This is a genomic window from Weissella sp. MSCH1, assembly GCF_045799135.1.
In the GTDB taxonomy this organism is placed as follows: Bacteria; Bacillota; Bacilli; order Lactobacillales; family Lactobacillaceae; genus Weissella.
Map to the genome: position 1 here is coordinate 1 of NZ_JBJMBA010000043.1, position 21,563 is coordinate 21,563.

19 protein-coding genes, 1 tRNA gene, 1 rRNA gene and 1 riboswitch are annotated in these 21,563 nt (G+C 45.7%); of the genes, 2 read left to right on the forward strand and 19 right to left on the reverse strand.

Going from position 1 to position 21,563, the window contains the following annotated elements:
* From ACJ28U_RS08100 to ACJ28U_RS08135, 8 genes are all read right to left on the reverse strand, one after another.
* Positions 1–243 (reverse strand): 16S ribosomal RNA (locus tag ACJ28U_RS08100); the annotation flags it as partial.
* 153 nt (positions 244–396) lie between these two features.
* Positions 397–468: transfer RNA gene (locus ACJ28U_RS08105), tRNA-Gly, on the reverse strand.
* Positions 469–573: 105 nt separating this feature from the next.
* A complete protein-coding gene (gene queA, locus ACJ28U_RS08110) occupies positions 574–1,620 on the reverse strand; it encodes a tRNA preQ1(34) S-adenosylmethionine ribosyltransferase-isomerase QueA (RefSeq protein WP_407618926.1) in 1,047 nt (348 codons plus the stop codon).
* 5 nt (positions 1,621–1,625) lie between these two features.
* Positions 1,626–2,636, reverse strand: a complete 1,011-nt coding sequence (gene ruvB / locus ACJ28U_RS08115) for a Holliday junction branch migration DNA helicase RuvB (protein WP_010372896.1) — start codon at positions 2,634–2,636, stop codon at positions 1,626–1,628.
* A gap of 23 nt (positions 2,637–2,659) precedes the next feature.
* Positions 2,660–3,259: a Holliday junction branch migration protein RuvA gene (gene ruvA / locus ACJ28U_RS08120; protein WP_407618927.1), complete on the reverse strand. Its 600-nt coding sequence runs from the start codon at positions 3,257–3,259 to the stop codon at positions 2,660–2,662.
* 309 nt (positions 3,260–3,568) lie between these two features.
* Positions 3,569–5,230, reverse strand: a complete 1,662-nt coding sequence (ade, locus tag ACJ28U_RS08125; protein ID WP_407618928.1) for an adenine deaminase — start codon at positions 5,228–5,230, stop codon at positions 3,569–3,571.
* Between the two features lie 54 nt (positions 5,231–5,284).
* Entirely contained in the window at positions 5,285–6,154 is an 870-nt protein-coding gene (locus ACJ28U_RS08130; RefSeq protein ID WP_407618929.1) for an IMP dehydrogenase, read from the reverse strand.
* Positions 6,155–6,169: 15 nt separating this feature from the next.
* Entirely contained in the window at positions 6,170–7,312 is a 1,143-nt protein-coding gene (locus ACJ28U_RS08135) for an IMP dehydrogenase (RefSeq protein WP_407618930.1), read from the reverse strand.
* Between the two features lie 75 nt (positions 7,313–7,387).
* Positions 7,388–7,486, reverse strand: a riboswitch (purine riboswitch).
* A 194-nt stretch (positions 7,487–7,680) separates the two neighbouring features.
* Between ACJ28U_RS08135 and ACJ28U_RS08140 the strand changes: the two genes are divergently transcribed.
* Positions 7,681–8,907 carry a multidrug efflux MFS transporter gene (locus tag ACJ28U_RS08140; RefSeq protein ID WP_010372907.1) on the forward strand — a complete coding sequence of 409 codons (1,227 nt, stop codon included), beginning with the start codon at positions 7,681–7,683 and terminating at the stop codon, positions 8,905–8,907.
* 51 nt (positions 8,908–8,958) lie between these two features.
* On the opposite strand, the gene ACJ28U_RS08145 is transcribed toward ACJ28U_RS08140, so the two are convergent.
* From ACJ28U_RS08145 to ACJ28U_RS08165, 5 genes are all read right to left on the reverse strand, one after another.
* Positions 8,959–9,567 (reverse strand): DUF1361 domain-containing protein, encoded by a 609-nt coding sequence (locus tag ACJ28U_RS08145; RefSeq protein WP_407618931.1) that lies wholly within the window; start codon positions 9,565–9,567, stop codon positions 8,959–8,961.
* Positions 9,568–9,644: 77 nt separating this feature from the next.
* On the reverse strand, positions 9,645–10,346 hold the full coding sequence (locus ACJ28U_RS08150) for a YigZ family protein (RefSeq protein WP_099087432.1): 702 nt from the start codon (positions 10,344–10,346) through the stop codon (positions 9,645–9,647).
* Positions 10,347–10,408: 62 nt separating this feature from the next.
* Positions 10,409–11,719, reverse strand: a complete 1,311-nt coding sequence (obgE, locus tag ACJ28U_RS08155) for a GTPase ObgE (RefSeq protein ID WP_407618932.1) — start codon at positions 11,717–11,719, stop codon at positions 10,409–10,411.
* Between the two features lie 166 nt (positions 11,720–11,885).
* Positions 11,886–13,679 (reverse strand): excinuclease ABC subunit UvrC, encoded by a 1,794-nt coding sequence (gene uvrC, locus ACJ28U_RS08160; RefSeq protein WP_407618933.1) that lies wholly within the window; start codon positions 13,677–13,679, stop codon positions 11,886–11,888.
* Between the two features lie 118 nt (positions 13,680–13,797).
* Complete coding sequence (locus ACJ28U_RS08165; RefSeq protein WP_099087435.1) at positions 13,798–13,989, reverse strand: hypothetical protein; 192 nt, start codon at positions 13,987–13,989, stop codon at positions 13,798–13,800.
* A gap of 185 nt (positions 13,990–14,174) precedes the next feature.
* Between ACJ28U_RS08165 and ACJ28U_RS08170 the strand changes: the two genes are divergently transcribed.
* Entirely contained in the window at positions 14,175–14,306 is a 132-nt protein-coding gene (locus ACJ28U_RS08170) for a hypothetical protein (protein WP_010372921.1), read from the forward strand.
* A 41-nt stretch (positions 14,307–14,347) separates the two neighbouring features.
* Here ACJ28U_RS08170 and ACJ28U_RS08175 read toward each other — a convergent pair whose 3' ends face one another.
* The 6 genes from ACJ28U_RS08175 to ACJ28U_RS08200 form a co-directional block, all read right to left on the reverse strand.
* The gene (locus ACJ28U_RS08175) at positions 14,348–15,589 is read right to left on the reverse strand and encodes an ABC transporter permease (RefSeq protein WP_407618934.1); all 1,242 of its coding nucleotides are present in this window, start codon (positions 15,587–15,589) and stop codon (positions 14,348–14,350) included.
* Positions 15,589–16,485, reverse strand: a complete 897-nt coding sequence (locus ACJ28U_RS08180; protein WP_099087437.1) for an ABC transporter ATP-binding protein — start codon at positions 16,483–16,485, stop codon at positions 15,589–15,591. The genes ACJ28U_RS08175 and ACJ28U_RS08180 overlap by 1 nt, the downstream gene beginning before the upstream one ends.
* A 142-nt stretch (positions 16,486–16,627) precedes the next feature.
* On the reverse strand, positions 16,628–16,912 hold the full coding sequence (locus ACJ28U_RS08185) for a hypothetical protein (protein ID WP_407618935.1): 285 nt from the start codon (positions 16,910–16,912) through the stop codon (positions 16,628–16,630).
* Positions 16,913–16,949: 37 nt separating this feature from the next.
* Positions 16,950–19,739 carry a DNA translocase FtsK gene (locus ACJ28U_RS08190; RefSeq protein WP_407618936.1) on the reverse strand — a complete coding sequence of 930 codons (2,790 nt, stop codon included), beginning with the start codon at positions 19,737–19,739 and terminating at the stop codon, positions 16,950–16,952.
* A 37-nt stretch (positions 19,740–19,776) separates the two neighbouring features.
* Positions 19,777–20,292, reverse strand: coding sequence for a tRNA (cytidine(34)-2'-O)-methyltransferase (locus ACJ28U_RS08195; RefSeq protein WP_010372936.1), 516 nt, complete (start codon positions 20,290–20,292; stop codon positions 19,777–19,779).
* Positions 20,293–20,411: 119 nt separating this feature from the next.
* Positions 20,412–21,560: an AI-2E family transporter gene (locus tag ACJ28U_RS08200; protein ID WP_407618937.1), complete on the reverse strand. Its 1,149-nt coding sequence runs from the start codon at positions 21,558–21,560 to the stop codon at positions 20,412–20,414.
* Positions 21,561–21,563: the final 3 nt, after the last annotated feature.

Genomic DNA, 21,563 nt, shown 5'->3' on the forward strand with positions numbered 1-21,563 from the left:
CATCTTTTAAGTAGCAACCATGCGGTTGCTATTGTTATACGGTATTAGCATCTGTTTCCAAATGTTATCCCCTGCTAAGAGGTAGGTTTCCCACGTGTTACTCACCCGTTCGCCACTCTTTGCAATGTCCATCGTCATATCCGAGCAAGCTCTTCAAATCAGTTGAACCACAAAGCGTTCGACTTGCATGTATTAGGCACGCCGCCAGCGTTCATCCTGAGCCAGGATCAAACTCTCAATTTGAAGTTTGAGTATAACTCAATTTTTGTTGTTTAACGGAAGTTAAACGAATTTACTAGCGAATTGACTTCGCAAATGTTTTTGCATCAAGAACTTGCTTGATGACCCCACACATTTGTTTCATCGAAACGATATTCAGTTTTCAATGATCTACAAAGCGGACGACGGGAATCGAACCCGCATTCCCAGCTTGGAAGGCTGGAGCACTAGCCATTGTACTACATCCGCATGAGCGCTTTTTATAACTCGTTGCCTCAACAACATAATTTATAATACACACTCTTATGCAAAACGTCAACCCTTTTGTTCAAATAAAGTTGAAATTAGTTTTTCCTACTTGTGAACAAACATTGCATCCCCGAATGAGAAGAAACGATATTGCTCTGCGATTGCGTGTTGGTAGGCATTCAGAATGTTTTCACGTCCTGTAAATGCAGCGACTAACATAACCAATGTTGACTTAGGCAAGTGGAAGTTGGTAATAAACGCATCAACAACTGTCCACTGGTACCCTGGCTTGATAAAGATGTCCGTCCAACCAGAATCTTCTCGCAACTCACCATTGAATTTTGAACCAATTGTTTCTAAGGTGCGAATTGACGTCGTCCCTGTCGCAATAATACGACCACCGTTTGCTTTAACATCGTTCAACGTTTGTGCTGCCTCAGCTGATAGTTGATAGAATTCTGAGTGCATCTTGTGATCTTCGATATTCTCTTCTTCAACCGGACGGAAAGTTCCTAGCCCAACGTGCAACGTTAACTCAACAAGCTTCACACCCTTGTCGGCAGCCTTTTGCAACAATTCAGGCGTCCAGTGTAACCCAGCCGTTGGTGCTGCCGCTGAACCATTTACCTTTGAGTAAACAGTTTGGTAGCGTTCCTTATCATCCAACTTTTCCTTAATGTATGGTGGCAAAGGAATCTCACCTAGTGATTCCAAAATTTCTAGGAAAATACCATCATACTTAAACTTGATCATACGACCACCGTGTTCAAGTTCTTCCGTCACCACTGCGGTCAATTGTCCATCACCAAACGTAATCTCTTGTCCAACTGGGTATTTTTTAGCAGGCTTCACAAGTGTTTCCCATACATCCCCATGATCTTGCCGAAGTAGCAACACTTCGACGTGACCACCAGTACCAGGACGTTCGCCATACAAACGCGCTGGCAAAACACGGGAATTGTTCATCACCAAAGCATCACCTGGATTAAGATAATCCAAAATGTCATAGAAATAGCGATCATGTACTTCACCCGTAACTGCATTTAATTCCAGCAGACGTGAACCATCACGACGTTCCAATGGTGTCTGAGCAATTAGCTCATGTGGCAAGTCATAATCAAAATCTTCAAGTGTGTAATGTTCTTCAGTCATCTATTTCAACCCTTCTTTTCAATATAAGGTAAATCCAAGTGTGCATACGCTGCTTGTGTCACGACACGTCCGCGAGGGGTCCGTTGCAGGAAGCCGATTTGCAATAGGTACGGTTCATACATCGACTCAATCGTGTCGACCTCTTCGCCGATGTTTGCTGCAATTGTATTCACACCGACTGGACCACCTTGATAAAATTCAATCATCGTTCGTAAAATTTTGTGATCGACTTCGTCTAGACCAGCTTCATCGACTTTCAGCAAATCTAATGAAAAGTTCACCATATCATCGTCAATATAGTCACGATCCTTAACCATCGCAAAATCACGCACCCGACGCAACAAGCGGTTAGCGACACGCGGCGTGCCCCGTGATCGCCGAGCTAATTCAAACGCCCCGTCTGGTTGAATTTCCGTATCAAATATATCAGCTGAACGCTTAATAATTTCAGCCAACTCATCCGTATTGTAATAGGCCATGTGCTCAACAATACCAAATCGGTCACGCAACGGTTGCGATAACATGCCGGCACGCGTCGTTGCGCCAATCAAAGTAAAGGGTGGCAACGGGAAGTGAATTGGCCGCGCTGTCGGACCTTCGCCTGCAATGATATCAACATAAAAGTCTTCCATGGCCGAATACAGCATTTCCTCTACCGTTTTCGGCATACGATGAATTTCGTCAATAAATAAGACATCCCCGGGTTGCAATTCATTTAATAGCGCTAACAAATCACCCGATTTTTCAATTGCTGGCCCGGAAGTCGTCCGTAACCCGACACCCATCTCATTCGCGATTACCATCGCCAACGTCGTCTTTCCAAGTCCTGGTGGTCCATACAGTAGCACATGATCCAATGGCTCCTCACGCTGACGAGCCGCTTGAATATAGACTTGTAACCGTTGTTTCAATGGCTCTTGACCAATGTACTGTCGCAACGTACTAGGACGCAATGATTTCTCAATCGACTCTTCGCCTAATTCCGCACTGGTATCACGCAATATATCATCTGCCATTTGATACCATCCTTTCTATACTCTTACTGCAACAAACGCAATCCAGCACTAACATACTCCGCCGTGGTCATTTGCGCTTCCTTAGTCAACACTTTTTCAACCCGCGTAATGTCCTTCTTCGCATAGCCGAGTGCTTCCAGCGCTAATAAGGCATCCGCTAATTCTGGATTATCGCTCGTTTGCTTTTCAGGCAAAACCAAGTTGATTTCAATATCATTATTAAATGGCAAATCACTCAACTTATTTTGCAAGTCCAACACAATTTGTTGGGCAGTCTTCTTACCAATACCCGGGAATTTCGTTAAGAATGTAATATCGTTATCCGCAATCGCTTGAACAAGCCCCGTATGGTCGGCATTCGCCAAAATTGCTAACGCTGACTTCGGCCCAATCCCCGACACATTTAACAACTTTTGAAACAACAACTTTTCATCGGCTGTTAAAAAGCCATACAATGATTGTTCATTTTCACGAATAATTTGTTCCACATAAACCCGTTCTAACTCATTCATTGGAAAAGCATAGGGGTTCGCCACCAAAACACGGTAGCCAATGCCGCCAACTTCAACGACAATATAGTTTGGTGCAACTTCTGTTATAACACCGTTTAAATATTCGTACATTTTCGTCGAACCTCGCTTAATTTCTATTTATTAGTATACCAGAAAATTAGGTTATCTCGAATTCCACGCCAAATCTTATGACGTCTTCAGAATAAGAACAGAAAATTCATATTTAATTCACAACTACTGAATATGATAACTATATCGACTTGATATTAATCAGTTGTTCAACCCACGAACGACTGCAAGTCGATTCGTCACCCACATGGCGATTGATTCAGCTTACCCAAGCGAATCTACTCAATTAATATCTCTTATATAACCTACAACAAAAATGGACCTCGTCTTCGCGACAAGGTCCATTTTTGTTTAGTCAGCGTTAATATCAATAAAGTCCCACTTCTCAAAGTCAAATAACCCTTGATCCGTAATTTTAAGACTCGGAATAACAGGCAAGGCCATAAACGATAATGTTTGGAAAATATCGAATGAGACATCACTAATAGCGGCCAGAGACGCGTGCAGCGCCTTTGTTTGGGTCACGATTGTCTCAGCTGATGCTGACGACATCACCCCACCGATATCGAGTGGCAATGACGTAACCGTCCCATCATCTGACACGACCACCATGCCACCACCCATCGCGATCAATTCTTCAGCCGCCCGCAACATCAGCTCATCTGTGACCCCTGCAATCACCATATTGTGAGAATCATTTGAAAAAGTCGTCCCAACCGCGCCATGACGAAGGCCCAACCCCCGAATAATACCGACACCATTTCCCAAATCATGATATCGTTCGGCGACCGTAATTTTAGCAAACTCGGCATTCGCAACAAATTGACCACGCGCATCACGTGGCACCTCAAGAATTGCGTGTGTGGTGTCGATATGACCGGGTTTCACGTCAATCACATGGGCACGGCCAGTCTCCAGCGGTAACGCCAAGTCCGATGCCTGCAGCGTGACCGTCATTAGGTTCTCAGCAAATCGATTAGGTGTAATCGGCTCATCAAATGATTGCCACGCACCGCCAACCATAACCGCCTGTGGCGAAAGCGTTGTTAAATCGGCCGTTAGAAATAAATCTGCCTGATACCCAGCAGCTAAGGCCCCCACATCCGTTAATTGATGAGCCTGGGCCGCATACAATGTTGCCAGGGTCAGCGCTTGTGTCAGCGGCATACCATGTGCCACCGCTAAACGAACGCTATGATCAATTGAGCCATTTTCAACAACATCAACGCTCGTCTTATCATCCGTTGCGAAGGAGAAGCGCTGTTGATTAGCTGCCGTAATTGCCGGCAGAATCGCAACTTCATCTTGTTCAACCGTGCCCTCACGCACAAGCACATGCATCCCAAGATTGACCCGATCAAGCGCCGAGTCAGCATCCGTTGCTTCGTGATCCGTCGAAATCCCCACGGCCCGGTAATCAGCCAGTTGGGTCGCCGTCAAGCCGGCCCCATGTCCATCGACTGGTTTATGTGCTGCCAAAGCATCAGCAATCTTTTGTTGCATGTCAGCATCATGATTGGCTACCGCCGGATAATCCATCACCTCAGCAAGACCACCGACAACCGGATCCGCATAAAATGGCAGCAAATCACTTGCAGTTAATTTAGCCCCCGTTCGCTCGAACGCCGTGGCTGGAACCGAAGACGGTAACATCACATGATAGTTAAATGGCGTCCGCTTGGCTTCATCAAGCATATATTGAACAGCCGCTGCACCAGCCACATTGGCAATCTCATGCGGATCGATGAACGCACGGGTTACACCATGCTGTAACAACACAGCGGCCAAGGTCGTTGGTGCAAAGGTCGTACTCTCAACGTGCATATGCGCATCAATCAAACCCGGAATAATAAATTGACCGGCGGCATCATAAGTAGTTAATGCCTCGTAGGCTGTTGTATCACCCCGAAAAACAATCCGGTCTTGCGTAATCCAAAGCGTTTCAGGTTCAAACGTTTGCGAAAATACATTTAATACCTGCCCGTTAATAATTTTTAAATCGACTGTCGTCATCTTTTCTTCCTTATATACAGTAAAGTGCGGTGTCACCACCGCACTCAACGTCACTTAATTTTTAGCGTAGTTTGGCGCATCTTTCGTCAACTCCACGTCGTGTGGGTGACTCTCAGCTAAACCAGCCGCCGTGATTTGCACAAATTGTGCTTCTTCACGAAGTTGATTAATTGTCGCGGCTCCTGTGTAACCCATACCAGAACGCAACCCGCCGGCAATTTGGAAAAGATTATCTGTCAGGTCACCCGTCATGATTTGGTCATCAACCATCGTAGCAATCGCCCCAGCTGCAATGGCTTTAACAATGTCACCCGAATAACGAATACCAGCACCCAAGATGACGGCGGCATCAAATTCGGCAGCTAATTCAGCAAATGCCAGTGTTGTTGTCACTGTATAGACCGGTTGGCCTGGCGTAGGTGCCACAACTAGTGCATCGATGCCTGTCGCCAATACCTGACGGGCAATCGTTTCATCAGCGACTGGACCCACTAAAATTGTCAATGGTGGCACTTGTTGCGCCAGTAACTTGAGTGATTCGACAGCCAAATCAAGTTGATCATCCAATTCGTAATAGATGACGCTTGCGCCGGCCGCGTGTAACGTCACCGCTGTTTCAAACGCGTCAGGCGCATTACGGACCGCTACCCCAATCGTCGCCGCCTCATCAGCAGATCGTAAGTCTTGAACATCTTGTAGTTGCGTTTCCCCCGCTGGCAAAATTGCCAGTGCACCGTTTTCTGAAAATTGTTGTGCAACTTGCTTATCAGTCATCGCCGGTGCCCCAATCACTGGCAATGCCAAGGCAACAGTTGGTGACAGCTGCGTGCCCAATGCAACCGAATTTGGTAAGACGTCAGATGCGCGAGGCACCAACAATACTTGATCCAAGCTTAACCCTGTCGTAACCGTTTCTGTCGTCATTTTGATGTTTCCCTCCTATTGTTGTGCCACGATGCGTGCAACTTGTGGTAAATGCGTGTAATCGATATCAGCCTTGTCATTGCGAATATGACCGGCTGTTGCCGCCTGGCGAATTGAATGAACACCTGCAGCGCCAAGACCACGGCGAACATCGACCATCACTTGATTTAGGACATCCGTTAGCGCACCCTTGTATGCCGTACGTGCTTCAATCCCTTCAGGAACCATTTTGTTTGCTTCATTCACTTCGCCTTGGAAGTAACGATCTTTTGAACCATTTTCCATGGCAGCAATTGACCCCATCCCACGGTATGACTTGTATTGGTAACCAGTGTGTTCATCAGTAAACACCTCACCCGGTGCTTCAAGCGTACCGGCCAACATTGAACCCAACATGACCGCATTACCACCTGAAACCAACGCCTTCACAATATCATTGGCGTCTTTGATACCACCATCCGCAATAATTGTCTTACCATATTGCTTGGCTACTTCAGCTGCCGCCGCAATGGCTGAGACTTGTGGTACACCCACGCCAGCAACTACGCGGGTCGTGCAAATTGAACCCGGCCCGATGCCAACCTTAACCACGTCAGCTCCAGCGTCGTACAACGCTGCTGCACCAGCTGCCGTCGCAATGTTACCAGCAATAATGTTCAACGCCGGAAAGGCATCGCGGACTTCCCGCACTTTGCGCAGCACCCCTTCAGAATGACCGTGGGCTGAGTCAAGGACAATCGCGTCAGCTCCAGCTTCAACCAATGCACCCACGCGCTTGATCGTATCTGAGGTCACCCCAACCGCACCAGCAACCAGTAGATGACCATTAAAATCAACCGCTGCTTGTGGGTACCGAGCTGGATCAACAACTGCTTGCTTAACTTTTTGGACCTCAGCTGCTTGGTCTGCAATGACCATATTCTTGTGTACCACACCCATACCACCAAGCAAGGCAATTTGGGTTGCCAAACGCGCTTCCGTCACCGTGTCCATCGCGGCAGATAAGACTGGCATATGCAACTGCAATGACGGTGTTAGGTTGGTTGCTAACGAGACATCATTGGCAGGCACAACCTGTGCGTTCGTCGTTAACACTTGCACGTCCTCAAAGGTCAACCCCATTGGAACAAATTTGTTGGTTACACTAAACTGAGACATAAAACCCTCCAAAATTTTTGTAACAAAAAAGCATTTCTGGATACAGTGATCCACAAATGCTTGCAAAGAGAGTCTCTTATTCAGTCATTTGCGGATTGTCGCCACTTTCGGTAGGCGGTAGAAACTCGCTGGCCATTTTCCAGCAATTAAATCTGCAAGTGCAAAAATGATTTTTGTGTAAAAGTTATTGTTCAATATATTACACGTCTTATGAAGGATTGCAAGTGCTGATGCCGAATAAAATCATTTAACTTGCATTTTAAGTTCGGTTAACAGTTTTACATTAGACAATCCGGGTGCATCTTCCGAAAAATAAGCGTACAATTGTCTCTTGGAATTAAATAACTGTGGAAAAAGGAGACTTCTTTATGACCAAGAAATTAGCCGGTCTCCCAACTTGGCAACGTAACCTATTTGTTTTATGGTTCGGTGTCTTTATGACCGGTATCGGATTTAGTGAAGTCTTGCCATTCTTATCACTCTACGTTGATACGCTTGGTAACTTCAGTAAAAATCAGCTCACCTTTTATAGTGGGCTAGCTTTTGCCATCACCTTTTTGATGACAGCGATTGTGTCACCTTTCTGGGGTAAGTTAGCAGATAGCAAAGGACGTAAGTTAATGTTACTGCGCGCCTCACTTGGTATGGCCATCGTGTTTCTGCTCATGGGACTTGCCCAAAACATTTGGCAATTAGTGTTCCTGCGGGCTTTGCAGGGGTTATTTGGTGGTTTCGTTTCAAACGCGAATGCCATGATTGCAACGCAGACCCCGAAGGAACGTTCAGGGTACGCCCTTGGTATGTTAGTGACTGGGGTAACCGGTGGTCAACTACTTGGCCCATTCATCGGTGGTATCTTAGCATCCGTGGTAAGCTATCGCGTTTCATTTTTTATTACTGGTATTATTTTCTTACTTGTTTTCACCTTAACGTTAACGCTCGTCAAAGAGGAGTTTACACCTATTGAACGCGGTGCTTCACCATCACGCAAAGAAGTTTTCAAACTACTCCCCTTCCCTAAACTGACAGTTGGTTTATTTACCACAACTTTCATTATCCAAACAGTTAATCTGTCAATCAGTCCAATTGTTGCCCTATTTGTACGTGAGTTGAATCACGGGGCTGGTAGTACAACCTTCCTAGCAGGTGTTGTCGCAGCCATGCCTGGTATCGCAACCATGATTGCGGCACCGCGATTTGGTCGCATCGGGGATCGCATCGGTACACACCGTATGATTATGATTGGGTTCGTCTTAGCATTTATCTTTATGCTCCCAACCGGATTTGTCACAACCGTCTGGCAACTCGCCATCATGCGTTTTATGATTGGTATCTCTGATGCCACCATGTTACCAGCGGTGCAAACCATGTTGACGAAATCAACGCCGCGTGAAATTACATCACGTATTTTTGCTTACAATCAGTCATTCCAGTCATTAGGGGCCGTTGCTGGACCAATGCTTGGTACGGTGATTGCAAGTGTGCTGGATTATAACGGGATTTTTATTTTCAGTGCCTTCTTAATTGTGCTGAACGCTATCCTATTCTTTATCCGTACGCGTTTCCTACGCGCCGGTGGCAGTCTAGATGACTAAGTTAACCAAAAAAACCGCTCGAGTTTTTGCTCGAGCGGTTTTTTGAATAACTTACATTTTTCGTAAGACGTGATACATCAGCAAAATAGCCAACTGTAACGCACCAAATGACACCACGAAGACCAAACTATGCGTGGTAAACGCCTGGGCGACCTGTGTTAGGACACCATGCATATCCGTTACTAACTCCCAAGAATTTAATCGTAGGAAACGACCCAAATAAATACCAAAGGCCGATAGCAAGGATAAACCTGCATAAAAAGTCAACGTCTGCAATGGCTTTTTCTCGCCAAAATACGCAATTGCCACCGCGTGAGCTGACGACATGCCAAACAGCATTCCCATCAAAACACCACTAGCTAAAATCGCATAGTTAAAGAATTGCGTTTCCGTCATTAAACCAGTCCCAATTGATGACAAGTGACTAAAATCAGTCACCATGTACATCGTATTCGGGAAGAAAACCAACCACGCCGCCGTCAATCCCCATTTCAGCCAACGTGTTGATTTTGTTGCGCGAATCCATAACGCCAAATCAAACGGCACAATGGCCAAAAAGACGTTCCAAATTAGAAAATTAAAGTTTGTCGGAAAATACCAAACAACCAGCATGAAAGCCAGTACCAGCACATGGATTTCCAAAATATTCCGCTTCAACACGTTCACCACCTCATGAATTACCTCATGAAAATTATTATACGTCAGCTAGGTTAAATGCGATATAGGGAATTAGTCGCTTACTTCAGCGAAGACGTTTGCGCCGTCACCCGTTTATCGTATGGCACTTCGAACAAATCAACTTCACCAACTGTTAGATTCGCTTGACCAGCCAACAAATCTTGCACTGACGCCTCAAATGAGTCCGTCGCGTCATCAGCAACTGGCACAGTCACTGTTACCCCAGTATCGTACTGCGTATCCAAAATCGTAAACTCATGCTGTTCAAGCCAATACTTGAGCGGCTCATAATTCTTATAGTCAACCCGAATTGACATTTTGTGGCGTTGAATGCGTTCCACTAGTCCCAATTCGGCAATGCCACCAGCCACCGTACCGGCATACGCACGGACAAGACCACCAGCCCCTAATTTGATGCCACCGAAATAGCGGGTCACGACCGCCACAATATCATGCACCTCATTATTTTTAAACACTTCAAGCATCGGCACCCCAGCCGTACCAGCTGGCTCACCATCATCAGAGTAGCGTTGTACTTGGTCGCGCTCCCCCAACATATACGACCAAACATTGTGTGTGGCCTTATTATGCTCTTTGTTAATGCGATCAATAAACGCACGGGCATCCGCTTCCGTTTCAACACGAGCCATGTTAACAATGAAGCGCGACTTTTTAATTGTTTGTTCCCACGTATATTCTGACGCGGCAATGGTAATGTATTGATCTGTATTCACAATATGTTCAGTCTGATTTCCTGCCATAATGATTACCTCGTTATTAAACAATAAAAAGCCAGATGCCGGCATCTGGCTTTTTAATTAACTTACTCTTCGAATTCGAACTGGAAGTCCAAGATTTGAACGGTGTCACCACCACGGGCACCAGCATCACGCAATGCCTCATCAACACCCATAAAGCGCAATTGACGAGCAAAACGCATCATTGATTCCGTGTAGTTGGTATTCGTACGCTTGAACAAGCGCTCGATTTCATCACCGTAAAGTACCCAAACACCATCTTCATCACGATCGATTTCGAATGGTGTCCGTTCCTCAGAGAACTCGTACAAAGCTGACACTGCGTCGTCAGGCTCCATCCCCTTAGGAATAAAGGCTGGCGTCTCGTCCAACAAGTCGGCTGTTCGTTGCATGAGCGGTTCCAACCCTTGGCGCGTCAATGATGAAATCGGCATAATTTCAACATCGTCTGGCACATTTGGATCCGCAGCTAGCTTTTTCTTGAATGTCGCCAATGTTTCTTCGGCATCAGGCATATCCATCTTCGTTGGGACGATAATCTGTGGTCGCTCCAACAAGGCTGGATCATACTCTGCCAATTCATTGTTGATCTTCAAGAAATTCTCGTAAGGATCTTCTTCTGGATCGATACCTGACATGTCGATCATGTGCAAAATAACACGCGTACGCTCAACGTGACGTAGGAATTGAATTCCCAAACCGACACCTTGTGACGCACCCTCAATCAACCCAGGCAAGTCAGCCATAACAAAGTCACGACCATCTTCCAAACGAACCATTCCCAAGTTAGGAACCAACGTCGTAAAGTGGTACGCTGCGACCTTTGGCTTTGCCGCCGTCACAACTGACAGCAACGTTGACTTTCCAACAGACGGGAATCCAACTAGACCAACATCAGCTAGCACCTTCAATTCAAGGGCGATATCCAATTCTTCACCAGGCTCACCGTTTTCAGCGATTTCAGGTGCTGGATTTGTTGACGAGGCAAAACGCATGTTACCACGACCACCACGACCACCTTGAGCAACCACCAAACGTTGACCTTGCTCGGTCAAATCGCCAATGACGCGACCTGTTTCAGCTTCAGTAATCGTCGTTCCTTGAGGTACCTTAATAATCAAATCATCAGATGACTTACCCGTCATCCCCTTAGTGGCTCCGTTACCACCAGGAGTTGCCTTAAAGTGGCGCTTGTAACGGAAATCCATCAACGTACGCAACCCTTCATCAACTTCCATTACAACTGATCCACCGTGACCACCGTCACCACCAAATGGACCACCCATATTAATATACTTTTCGTGACGGAAAGAAACGGCACCATCGCCACCCTTACCGGCCTTCACAAAAATTTTAACTTGGTCGACAAACGCCATGGTTTATGACCTCACTTTCTTTTTTAAGCTCTTACTCTATAATAAACCAGCTCATCAGACCGAGTCATGCGAACAGGACAAGCTGGCACGCCAAACACAAATTCCATTGTAACAGGCGTATTTTGTCGCTTATCATTTTACAGTAATTAAGCGGGTTTGACCACCTTTAATCATCAGCATGCTGAATTGCTTGCAACGAAATTTTGATTGCATTAGCCACTTTTTCAGATACGCCCACTTCTCGCAGGTCATCTATTGAGGCATTCGCAATCTTATTTAATGAGCCAAACTTAGCCAGCAACTTCTGACGTGTCTTGGGACCAACGCCAGCAATTTCATCCAATTTTGAGCCCAAAGAGCTCTTAGAACGTAATTGCCGGTGGAACGTAATCACAAAACGGTGCACTTCGTCCTGAATCCGCTGCAACAAGAAGAAGCCTTGTGACTTTGGATCCAAGTTCACGTGCGGTTCACCCTCTTCACGCAACAAATCTGCTGTTTTGTGCTGATCGTTTTTCACCATGGCCGCAACTGGAATATCAAGCCCCAATTCGTCCTCAATGACTTCACGGGCAGCGTTCAGCTGAATGACACCACCGTCCATCAAAATCAAATCTGGCATTTCAGCATGTTCCTTAAGCAAACGGGTATATCGACGGCGAATGACTTCCATCGTTTCAGCCCGTTCATCCGCATGCTCGACTGTCTTGTTTTTGTACTTCCGGTACTTATTTTTATTAGGGACACCATCCTCAAAGACGACCATCGCAGACACCATTTCGGCCCCTTGCGTGTGTGAGTGATCGAATGCCTCAATGCGGTGGATTTCAGGAATCCCCAATGCATCCGCGATTTCTTGCATAGCACCACTTGTCTTCGACTCATTCATTTCCATCAAACGGAACTTCTCATCCAACACAATCTTTGCGTTTTTCTCTGCCAAATCTAATAGATCACGCTTTTCACCACGTTGCGGTGTCCGCACTGGCACGTGCAGCACGTCCGAAATCATCGCTTTATCAACTCCGGCCGGCACTAAGATTTCTTTTGGCAACACGGCATTTTTCCGATTATAGAACTGCAAAATAAAACTGGTCATTTCTTCTTCAGCTGACTCCACAATTGCAAACGTACGCTTCTCACGTTTCATCAGTCGCGCTTGCCGTACGAAGAAGACCTGGACAGACAGCCAACCCTTATCCATATAAAAATTAAATAGGTCTCGTGGTGTACCGTCCTTGGAAATAATCTTTTGTTTCTCAACCGTTGTTTCGATAAACTTCAACTGATCGCGTAAATCAGCCGCCCGTTCGAATTCCAAATTTTCCGAAGCCGTGTTCATCTTCTCGTTCAGGACCTTTGTCACTTCTTTCGTATCACCATCCAAGAAGCGTTGGATCTTTTTAATTTGGTCCAAATACTCCGTAAATGGGACCTGACGATAGCATGCACCCAAGCATTGCCCCATGTTAGCGTACAAGCAAGGACGACCTTGATAACCGTTACAACGCCGGAGTGGGTACACCTTTTGCAGGAAGTGTAACGTTTCCTGGGCAGCGTAGACGTTTGGATACGGACCAAAGTACTGGGCACCGTCCTCCTTAACATCATTTGCCAACTCCAATTTCGGATCGGCTTCATGGGTGATTTTAATGTAAGGGTACCCCGTCCCGCGCTTCAAACGAATGTTGTAATAAGGTTGGTACTTTTGAATCAAGGTGATTTCAAGGAGCAAGGACTCTTTTTCAGAGCTTGTCACTATAAAATCAAAATCCGCGATATTCTCAACCAACTGCGCCGTTTTACCAGTGTGTTCGCTCTTAAAATACGACCGTACACGATTTTTTAGATTCTTCGCCTTACCAACGTAAATGATTTTGCCGTTGATATCTTTCATTTGATATGAACCCGGCAAATCTGGTAACAAGGCTAACTTTTGTTCAATATGTTCTGACGCCATTCGCTTTTCCTTTCGACAAATATTCCTTTCTTATTATACGCCGACATTCGGTTTAATTTAACCCCAGACATTTGAACAAAAAAACGCACATCCTTGGTTAGGACATGCGATTAAATCATTATTTTGTTCGGTAAACGTAAACGCTGATTGCAGCAACCGTAAGTAAAACACCAGCCATGGCAATTAACATATCTGTGTTGCTTGGCGTTGGCATTGCAGCAGTGCTTGCGGCAAACCCTTGTTCCGTCAACCCCCACACGCCAGTAATCATCGCGCCCACTGTTAGTGCCATCTTTTGTACAGCCTTCATTATATTGTTAGTCCTTTTCTTATATAATCATCACTTGCAAGAACTTATATTACAGGGCGAGTATGATTGAATTATGAATTTGTAACCGTTATCATTTTTGTGAAAAGTCGTTCATTGGCATCCATAAAGTCCCCATTAAGTTAACATGTTATACTAGAGATAATATTTTAACCGGGGGTGCTACTATGCCATTGCAAACAAAGCGAACTGATGAACTAAGCAAGCAATTTGATGATTTATTCGTCATGCCTGATGTCAAAGACGATAATAAGGATCGTTTTTTGGGTAAGAAGGACGAAGAACAACTAAAGCGTTAACAAAAAGGAAGTGCGTCAATATTGACGCACTTCCTTTTTGTTTAATCCTTCGTTTTAACAAACAATCCCTTCAGACTGCCTAAGGCTGCCTTGGTGATATTACCATCACTGTAAGTCAGCACGTTGCGCTTATAAACACGCAGACCGAACCGACTTAGGAAAATCAAAACAATTAATTCTAATACCAATGCAATGGTGGCATCCCCCATCGTTGCATATTGTAGTCCCAACCGGGCTGGCATCAAGGTTTGAGAAATAAATGGCACGAATGATAAAACGTTCAAGAACGTATTGTGCGGTTGACCTGACAACGTAAACGTCAAGACGTACCCAATCATGGCGACATAAGTCATTGGTGCAACGGCTTGTTGCACCTGACTTTGGTCATTAACCATTGCCGCCAGAATTGCTGTCAACACCATGTACATGAAGATAGCCACAAGAGCGAGCAACAACGACATAATGGCGAAGCCCATATCAACGCCGGCCAGTAGGCTCTTAACCATCTTTAGATACTTATAATGTGGCGCAAACACGTTCACAACTAACCCCGCCACCACATACAAGGCCGCATGGGTAATCGCTAACAAGGCAATGCCAGTTAGCTTACCGAAAAACTGCACCGCTGGTGATGTTGCAGACAGCAAGATTTCCATAATGCGTGATGACTTCTCATTCGCTATCTCTTGTGCAATCATGCTGACGTATGATGTCAAGAACACAAAAATCAAAATCCCCAAAGCTGAGGCCAAGGCATAATTAGCTGTATCCGCTGCGGCACCGCCACGAGTTTCACCCTTGTCACTTTGAACTTTCGTGGTCAAAGTCGGTGGCGTCATCAATGTTTGAAGCTCAGTTGGTGACAACTTCATTGCCGACGCTTTCGCCAACATCGTGTACGTATTCAGCGACGCCTTCATTTTTGTTTCAGAAACAGATTGCCCATCTGCAGAATTCACCAATTCATACTTTTGATTGGCAGTTGCTAAATAGGCATCCAGCTTTCCTTTTGTCAATTCTCGCTTTGCCTGTTTCTCGTCAGTCACATTTTTCACTTTGATGTCAAAGGCATCATCTTTTTTTAAGTATGTCGCTAAAGCTGGTTCATTCACCACCCCCACAACAGGTGTCTTATGACTCTGAGTGGCGGTAATAATAAACGAAATACCAGCAATCACTAACAAAATTAGCATTGGTGCTAAGACCAATGACCAAAAGCCGACCGACTTAATCCGCGTTTTATACGTCTGACGGGCGACTAACATTAACTGCTTGGCTGTCATTATGCTTGCCCTCCTTGTACTTCGCGACGGAAAATTTCGTCCAATGTCGGTGGTTGTTGCGCAAAGACTGGCACATACCCATCTTGGGCAACCAACTGAAAGACTTCGCGGCCAACCGCTGCGTCAGTTAATTGCAGATGACGGCCAGGTCCCTGTGGCGTAATACTTTTCACGCCGGCAATCTCACGCAACTCAGCATCCGTAACCGGCGACTCCAAATAAATCTCAGTTCGTCCGAACGATTCGCGGATTGCATTGGTGTCACCGTGCAACACCGTCTCACCATGACGAAGCATCGTCAGTTGATCAGACAATTTTTCGACACCACTCATATTGTGTGAACTAAAAATAATCATGGCCCCCTCATGCTTCAAGCGCATAATTTCTTGCATCATCAACTCCGTATTGACTGGGTCCAACCCCGTAAACGGTTCGTCTAAAATCAAGAAATCCGGTTCGAAGATGACTGTCGCAATCAATTGTACTTTTTGTGCATTTCCCTTAGATAGTTTTTGCACCTTGTCACTTGGCTTACCCACCACGTCAAGCCGCTTCATCCAATCTACTAAGGCTGATTTCGCATCAGACCGTTTCATCCCGTGTAGCTCGGCAAAATACATGACTTGTTCTTCTATCGTCAATTTCTGATACAGGCCACGCTCTTCAGGCAAAAAACCAATCCGCTGCTTGTCTACAGCAGTGATGGCATGGCCATCCCAAGTCACCGTACCCGACGTTGGTTCGATAAAATCCAAAATCATGCGAAAAGTCGTCGTCTTACCAGCCCCATTTTGGCCAATCAACCCCATAACTTCACCAGGATTCAGACGCATATTCATATCCTGAACCGCAATTTTATCACCAAACTGCTTGTTCAGATGTGTTAATTCAATCATCACTGTCCCCATCCTATATTCTGTTATTGACATTGTACCTAATTTTTATCGCATATGGGCCGTTCTTAATATTTAGTTGAGATTTTCCAGTTATCGCCAACAAAAAAACGTCCACTGTCATCACACAGTAGACGTTTCAAGTTTAACCCCAGTTAATTTCGTCACGTTGGACAAGTTGGAAATCAATATCCGCCATGCGCCCGCGACCGGTTGGGTTTTGACCGTGCACTTGCAAGTAGAAACGGGCGTCATCATCAGCGCGCATTTCCGTAGCTGGCACAACCACATCGTGATTGTAGTGCAATTGGAACCCATTCAACTCAGGAATAAAAGTATATAAACGACCGACATCAACGTCGAAATCCTTGCGATACATTGCAACAAGCTCTGTGCCTTGCAATGGCGCTGTTAAATCATAGCGAATCATTGGATTGCCCCCTGATTAATTTTCTTTAGCGCTATTATCACGCGTTTTTACGGAATCGGTCAAGCATTTCGGGTGTAAAACGCAATTCACGCGGCTTAGAACCATTTGCTGGTCCCACCAGTCCCCGATCTTCCAACGCATCCACGATACGACCAGCACGATTGTACCCCATGCCGAAGTGACGCTGAATTGATGAAGTTGAGGCACCGCCGGCACGAAGGATAAATTCAAGTACTTCGTCCCATTTTTCATCCAAATCGTCAGCACCATCGCCACCGTTTTCAAGCGCTTGCACTTCTTCATCGGAAACCGTCATGCTGTCATCGTACTGCGCTTCACCTTGATTCTTAATAAAGTCCGTCAATGCTTCCACGTCTTCATCCGTCAAGAACGCGCCTTGCACACGTTGTGGTCCGTTCGAACCGATTGGCGCGAACAGCATATCACCACGACCTAACAACTTTTCAGCCCCGTTACTATCCAAAATCGTCCGTGAATCGACCCCGGATGACACAGCAAACGCCATACGTGATGGCACGTTCGCTTTAATCAAACCGGTAATGATATCAACGGATGGGCGTTGCGTCGCGACAATCATGTGGATTCCCGCTGCACGTCCAAGTTGTGCGATACGCACAATGGCATTTTCGACATCGCCGGACACCGTTGATGTCATCATCAAATCGGCCAACTCGTCGATGATAACAACCAAATAAGGCATCTTTTGTAACACTGTACTTGGGTCGCTCGCATTTTGCTTTTCAACAAACCGGTTATACCCATCAATGTTACGCACACCTTCTTCGGCTAACAGTTTGAAACGCCGGTCCATTTCAGCGACCACTTTCTTCAAACCAAGTGACGCCTTCTTAGGATCTGAAATCACTGGTGTAATCAAGTGGGGAATATCATTATAGACTGACAACTCAACCTTCTTGGGGTCAACTAACATCAAGCGTACCTGCGACGGCTTTGCTTGCAACAAAATCGACGCCAAGATACCGTTGATTGCGACTGACTTACCTGAACCAGTTGAACCGGCAATCAGCAAGTGCGGCATCTTCGTCAAATCCAACTTCACGACACCACTTGTAACACCACGCCCAATTGGCACAACCAATGGTTTCTCCGTATCAACACCAGCCTCTTCGACCATGTCCCGGAAACCAACCGTCGCCTGTTGGTCATTCGCCACTTCAATACCAACGACGTTTTTACCTGGAATTGGCGCCTCAATACGCAGTGACTTAGCCGCTAAGGCGAGCGCCAAATCGTCGGCTAAGTTTTGAATCTTTGAAACCTTCACCCCAACTGCTGGTTTAATTTCATATTGGGTTACCGTTGGTCCCAACACAACTTTTTCAACCGTGGCATTGATGTTAAAGCTCTTCAATGTTTCATGTAAGATACGTGCCTTTTCATTTAGTGCATCACGCTCAGCAGATTGGTCGGTTGAACCAATGTGTTGCAACAGTTCAGTGGTCGGTAAGACGTAATCCTTATCATCAATCACCGTACCCAATCCTGACGCATCAACGTCTGCCTTGGGTTCTGTGATTGTTGATGGTTCAACGTGACCGACACCGGCTTGATGCGCTTGTGTCTTTGGTGATGTTGCTTGATTGCTGTGCCCCAAGATATCTGCGTGCGTCAATGGCGTTTCTTGTCCCGGTAATAAGTCATCATCCGGTATGTCCGCACCATAGACAACTGGTGCAATTTCTTCATGTTCTGACTGAATAACATCAGTCGGATCGAAATCCGGGTCAAAACTCATCGACGCTGCTGGTGCATCGTCAAGCGATGGTATAGGCACTTGCGTCAAATCAGGTTCAGGCGCCGGCGCAGTTGCACTAGGCGTAACTGGTGCCGGTACCGTTGGCGCCGTCTCGTGATGTGGCAACGGTGCCACAATTTCTGGCATCTTAAATTCTGTCGCCGTCGCTTCAGCCTCAGCAGCATCCGCTAACACGTCTTGTGGTGACTTTGCCTTCGTTGTCGCTAATTTAACGGGTTGACTAGCATCCGCTTCCGGTACAACGCCAGCCAACTTGGCTGCTTTATCCCCCTCTGATGCAAACGGGTCATCATTGAAGAAATCATTCATCGCCGTGCGCTGTCGATCGCGGAACCCTTCAATTGATTCCGTGACCTTTTCGTGGGCTGTCGTTGCCTGCGTTTGCACAAAGTCGCCCGTGCCTTCAGCTAACTTAAAGAAGTTATCAAAGACCTCGCGCAATGGTAAATTAAACATCACCACTAAACCAATAATTAACAACACAATGGCAATTAACCATGAGCCAAAATTAGATGATGCTATGTAAGTTGCGCTGTATAGCACCGCCCCAATCAAGCCACCACCAACTGGCGTCGTGACAGCATGATTATTGAGATCTTGATTAATCAATGTCTGAATAACCTGTGTATAGTTGTTGTGGACGTTCATTTTGTTGAACAACAAAATTGATCCGACCAACATGATACCTAAATAAAATAGGCCAAAACCAACATAATGTTGCCACTTAAATCGTCGTGGCCACTGACCATATGCAAGCACCACGAGAAATGGCACAAGCAAGACTAGCAACAAAAATTGGTATGAGCCCCCAACAATCAGGCGCACCATGTTGGCGATAAACTTACCCACCAAGCCAACTTTGGCAATTGCAAGGACGGCCAACAGACTAGCAAATAAGCCTAAGAATTGGGGCCCACGATCCTTTAGCCAAGTCATTGTGTCATTACTGGCTTTTTTTCGAGGGGCCGGCTTTTTGCGTGGTCGTGCTTTTGCCTTGGAGGCGGGACGTCGTTTAGTCGTCGCTGCCATCGCAGCCTCCTTTCTTAAGTAAATAATTGTTCATTTATTACTTTAACTTGTCGTAATCATATTCGTGCGTCAAATCAAGATTTGGGAAACCTTGTTGACGCAACGTTTCGTAGATAATAATAGCGGCCGTGTTTGACAAGTTCAGCGAACGAATGTGTTCATCGTTTTGTGGAATACGCAACGCCTTTTCAGGATGTTGCTTCATGAACGGCTCTGGCAAACCGGTCGTTTCCTTACCGAACAAGAAGTAATAATCGTGATCAGGATTCGTGTAATCTGCCTCGTGATAAGCCCGTGGCGCAAACTTAGAAATCAAGAACAACTCATCCGTGTCCTTAAGCGTTGCCATAAAGGCTGGCAAATTCTCGTGGACCGTAATGTCAACTGTGTCCCAGTAGTCCAACCCAGCGCGCTTAACGTGCTTATCATCCAACTTAAATCCCAATGGTTCAATCAGGTGTAATTTCGTGTTCGTTCCCGTTGCCGTACGGGCGATGTTTCCAGTATTTGCTGGCATCAATGGCTCAAACAATACAATATGATTCGTGCTCATGATAATCTCCTTTTCTAGGGCGGGTCCTCCCCTCCCCCAATGCGTTATTGCATACAAAAATAAGTATAGCACGGACAAATCCTCGACCGCGCTATACTTAAAAAACCTTATTAATGTCTTTACTGGTTGGTTTCGTCTCGAAACAGACCTGAGTTCAACTGCCACCACTTATACAAGCGATAAATCAGTACTTTGGCAATCGCATAGCCCGGAATACCAAAAACCACCCCGGCCAGGCCAAAAATATTACCCGCCGATAGCAAGATAACCACAACCGTTACTGGATGAACTTTGAGTGAGTTACCAAGCAACTTTGGCGCAATCACTTTTCCTTCCAATGTTTGCTCAATCATAAAGACAATGAACACATAGACCAACATCATGGGCGAAACGAACAGTCCAACAACCACCGCCGGAACCATCGCTAAAAACGATCCCAGAAACGGAATTAAGTTTAACAAACCTGCACTAATGGCAATTAACCAACCATACGGCAAACCGATAATCGTATAACCTATTGCAAACATGACCATCACTGCAAACGCGACTGACAATTGCCCCCGAATGTAGTTCGAAATTTGCTTGTTAATCTCGCCGATAGTATCCAAAAATGAGCCGCGTGCTTTAGGTGGCAAAAACTTCGCCATGTAGCTTGGCATCTGGTGGCCATCCTTTAGCAAATAAAACAAAATCAACGGGAACGTCACAATTGTGATAATGGCTGAAGTCAATGTACCAACAACCGAACTCACGCCATGAATGCCTTTTTTCGCATACTCAGCTGAGTAATCTTGGACCCATTTTGAAATATCACTATTCGTCTGATTAAACCACTTATTTACATCAGCAAAGCGCTTGTCAGCCGTTAACTGATCGATCATTTTGACCAAAGCTCGCCAATATTCCGGCCAATGATTGATCAAACCGACGATTTGGTCGCTCAACCACGGAATAAAGACAGCTAAGCCCCAGACAATCAACACCAACAATACCAAAAACTGCACCGTAATCGTCGCAACACGCGACATCTTATACCGACGTTCCGCCCAATCCACAATCGGATTCAAGAGATAATAAAACACGCCTGCAATGATGATTGGCGCACCGACCGCACTGAACAGTGCCACAATCGGTTCAAATATAAAATTTACTTTGTCAAACATGTAAATAATCGCTAATAGTAGCAATATGATTAGCATACTTGAGATGATTTTATTGTTTAACAACCATCGTTGAAAGACAGATTGTTTCGTCTCGCGATTTGTCATCTT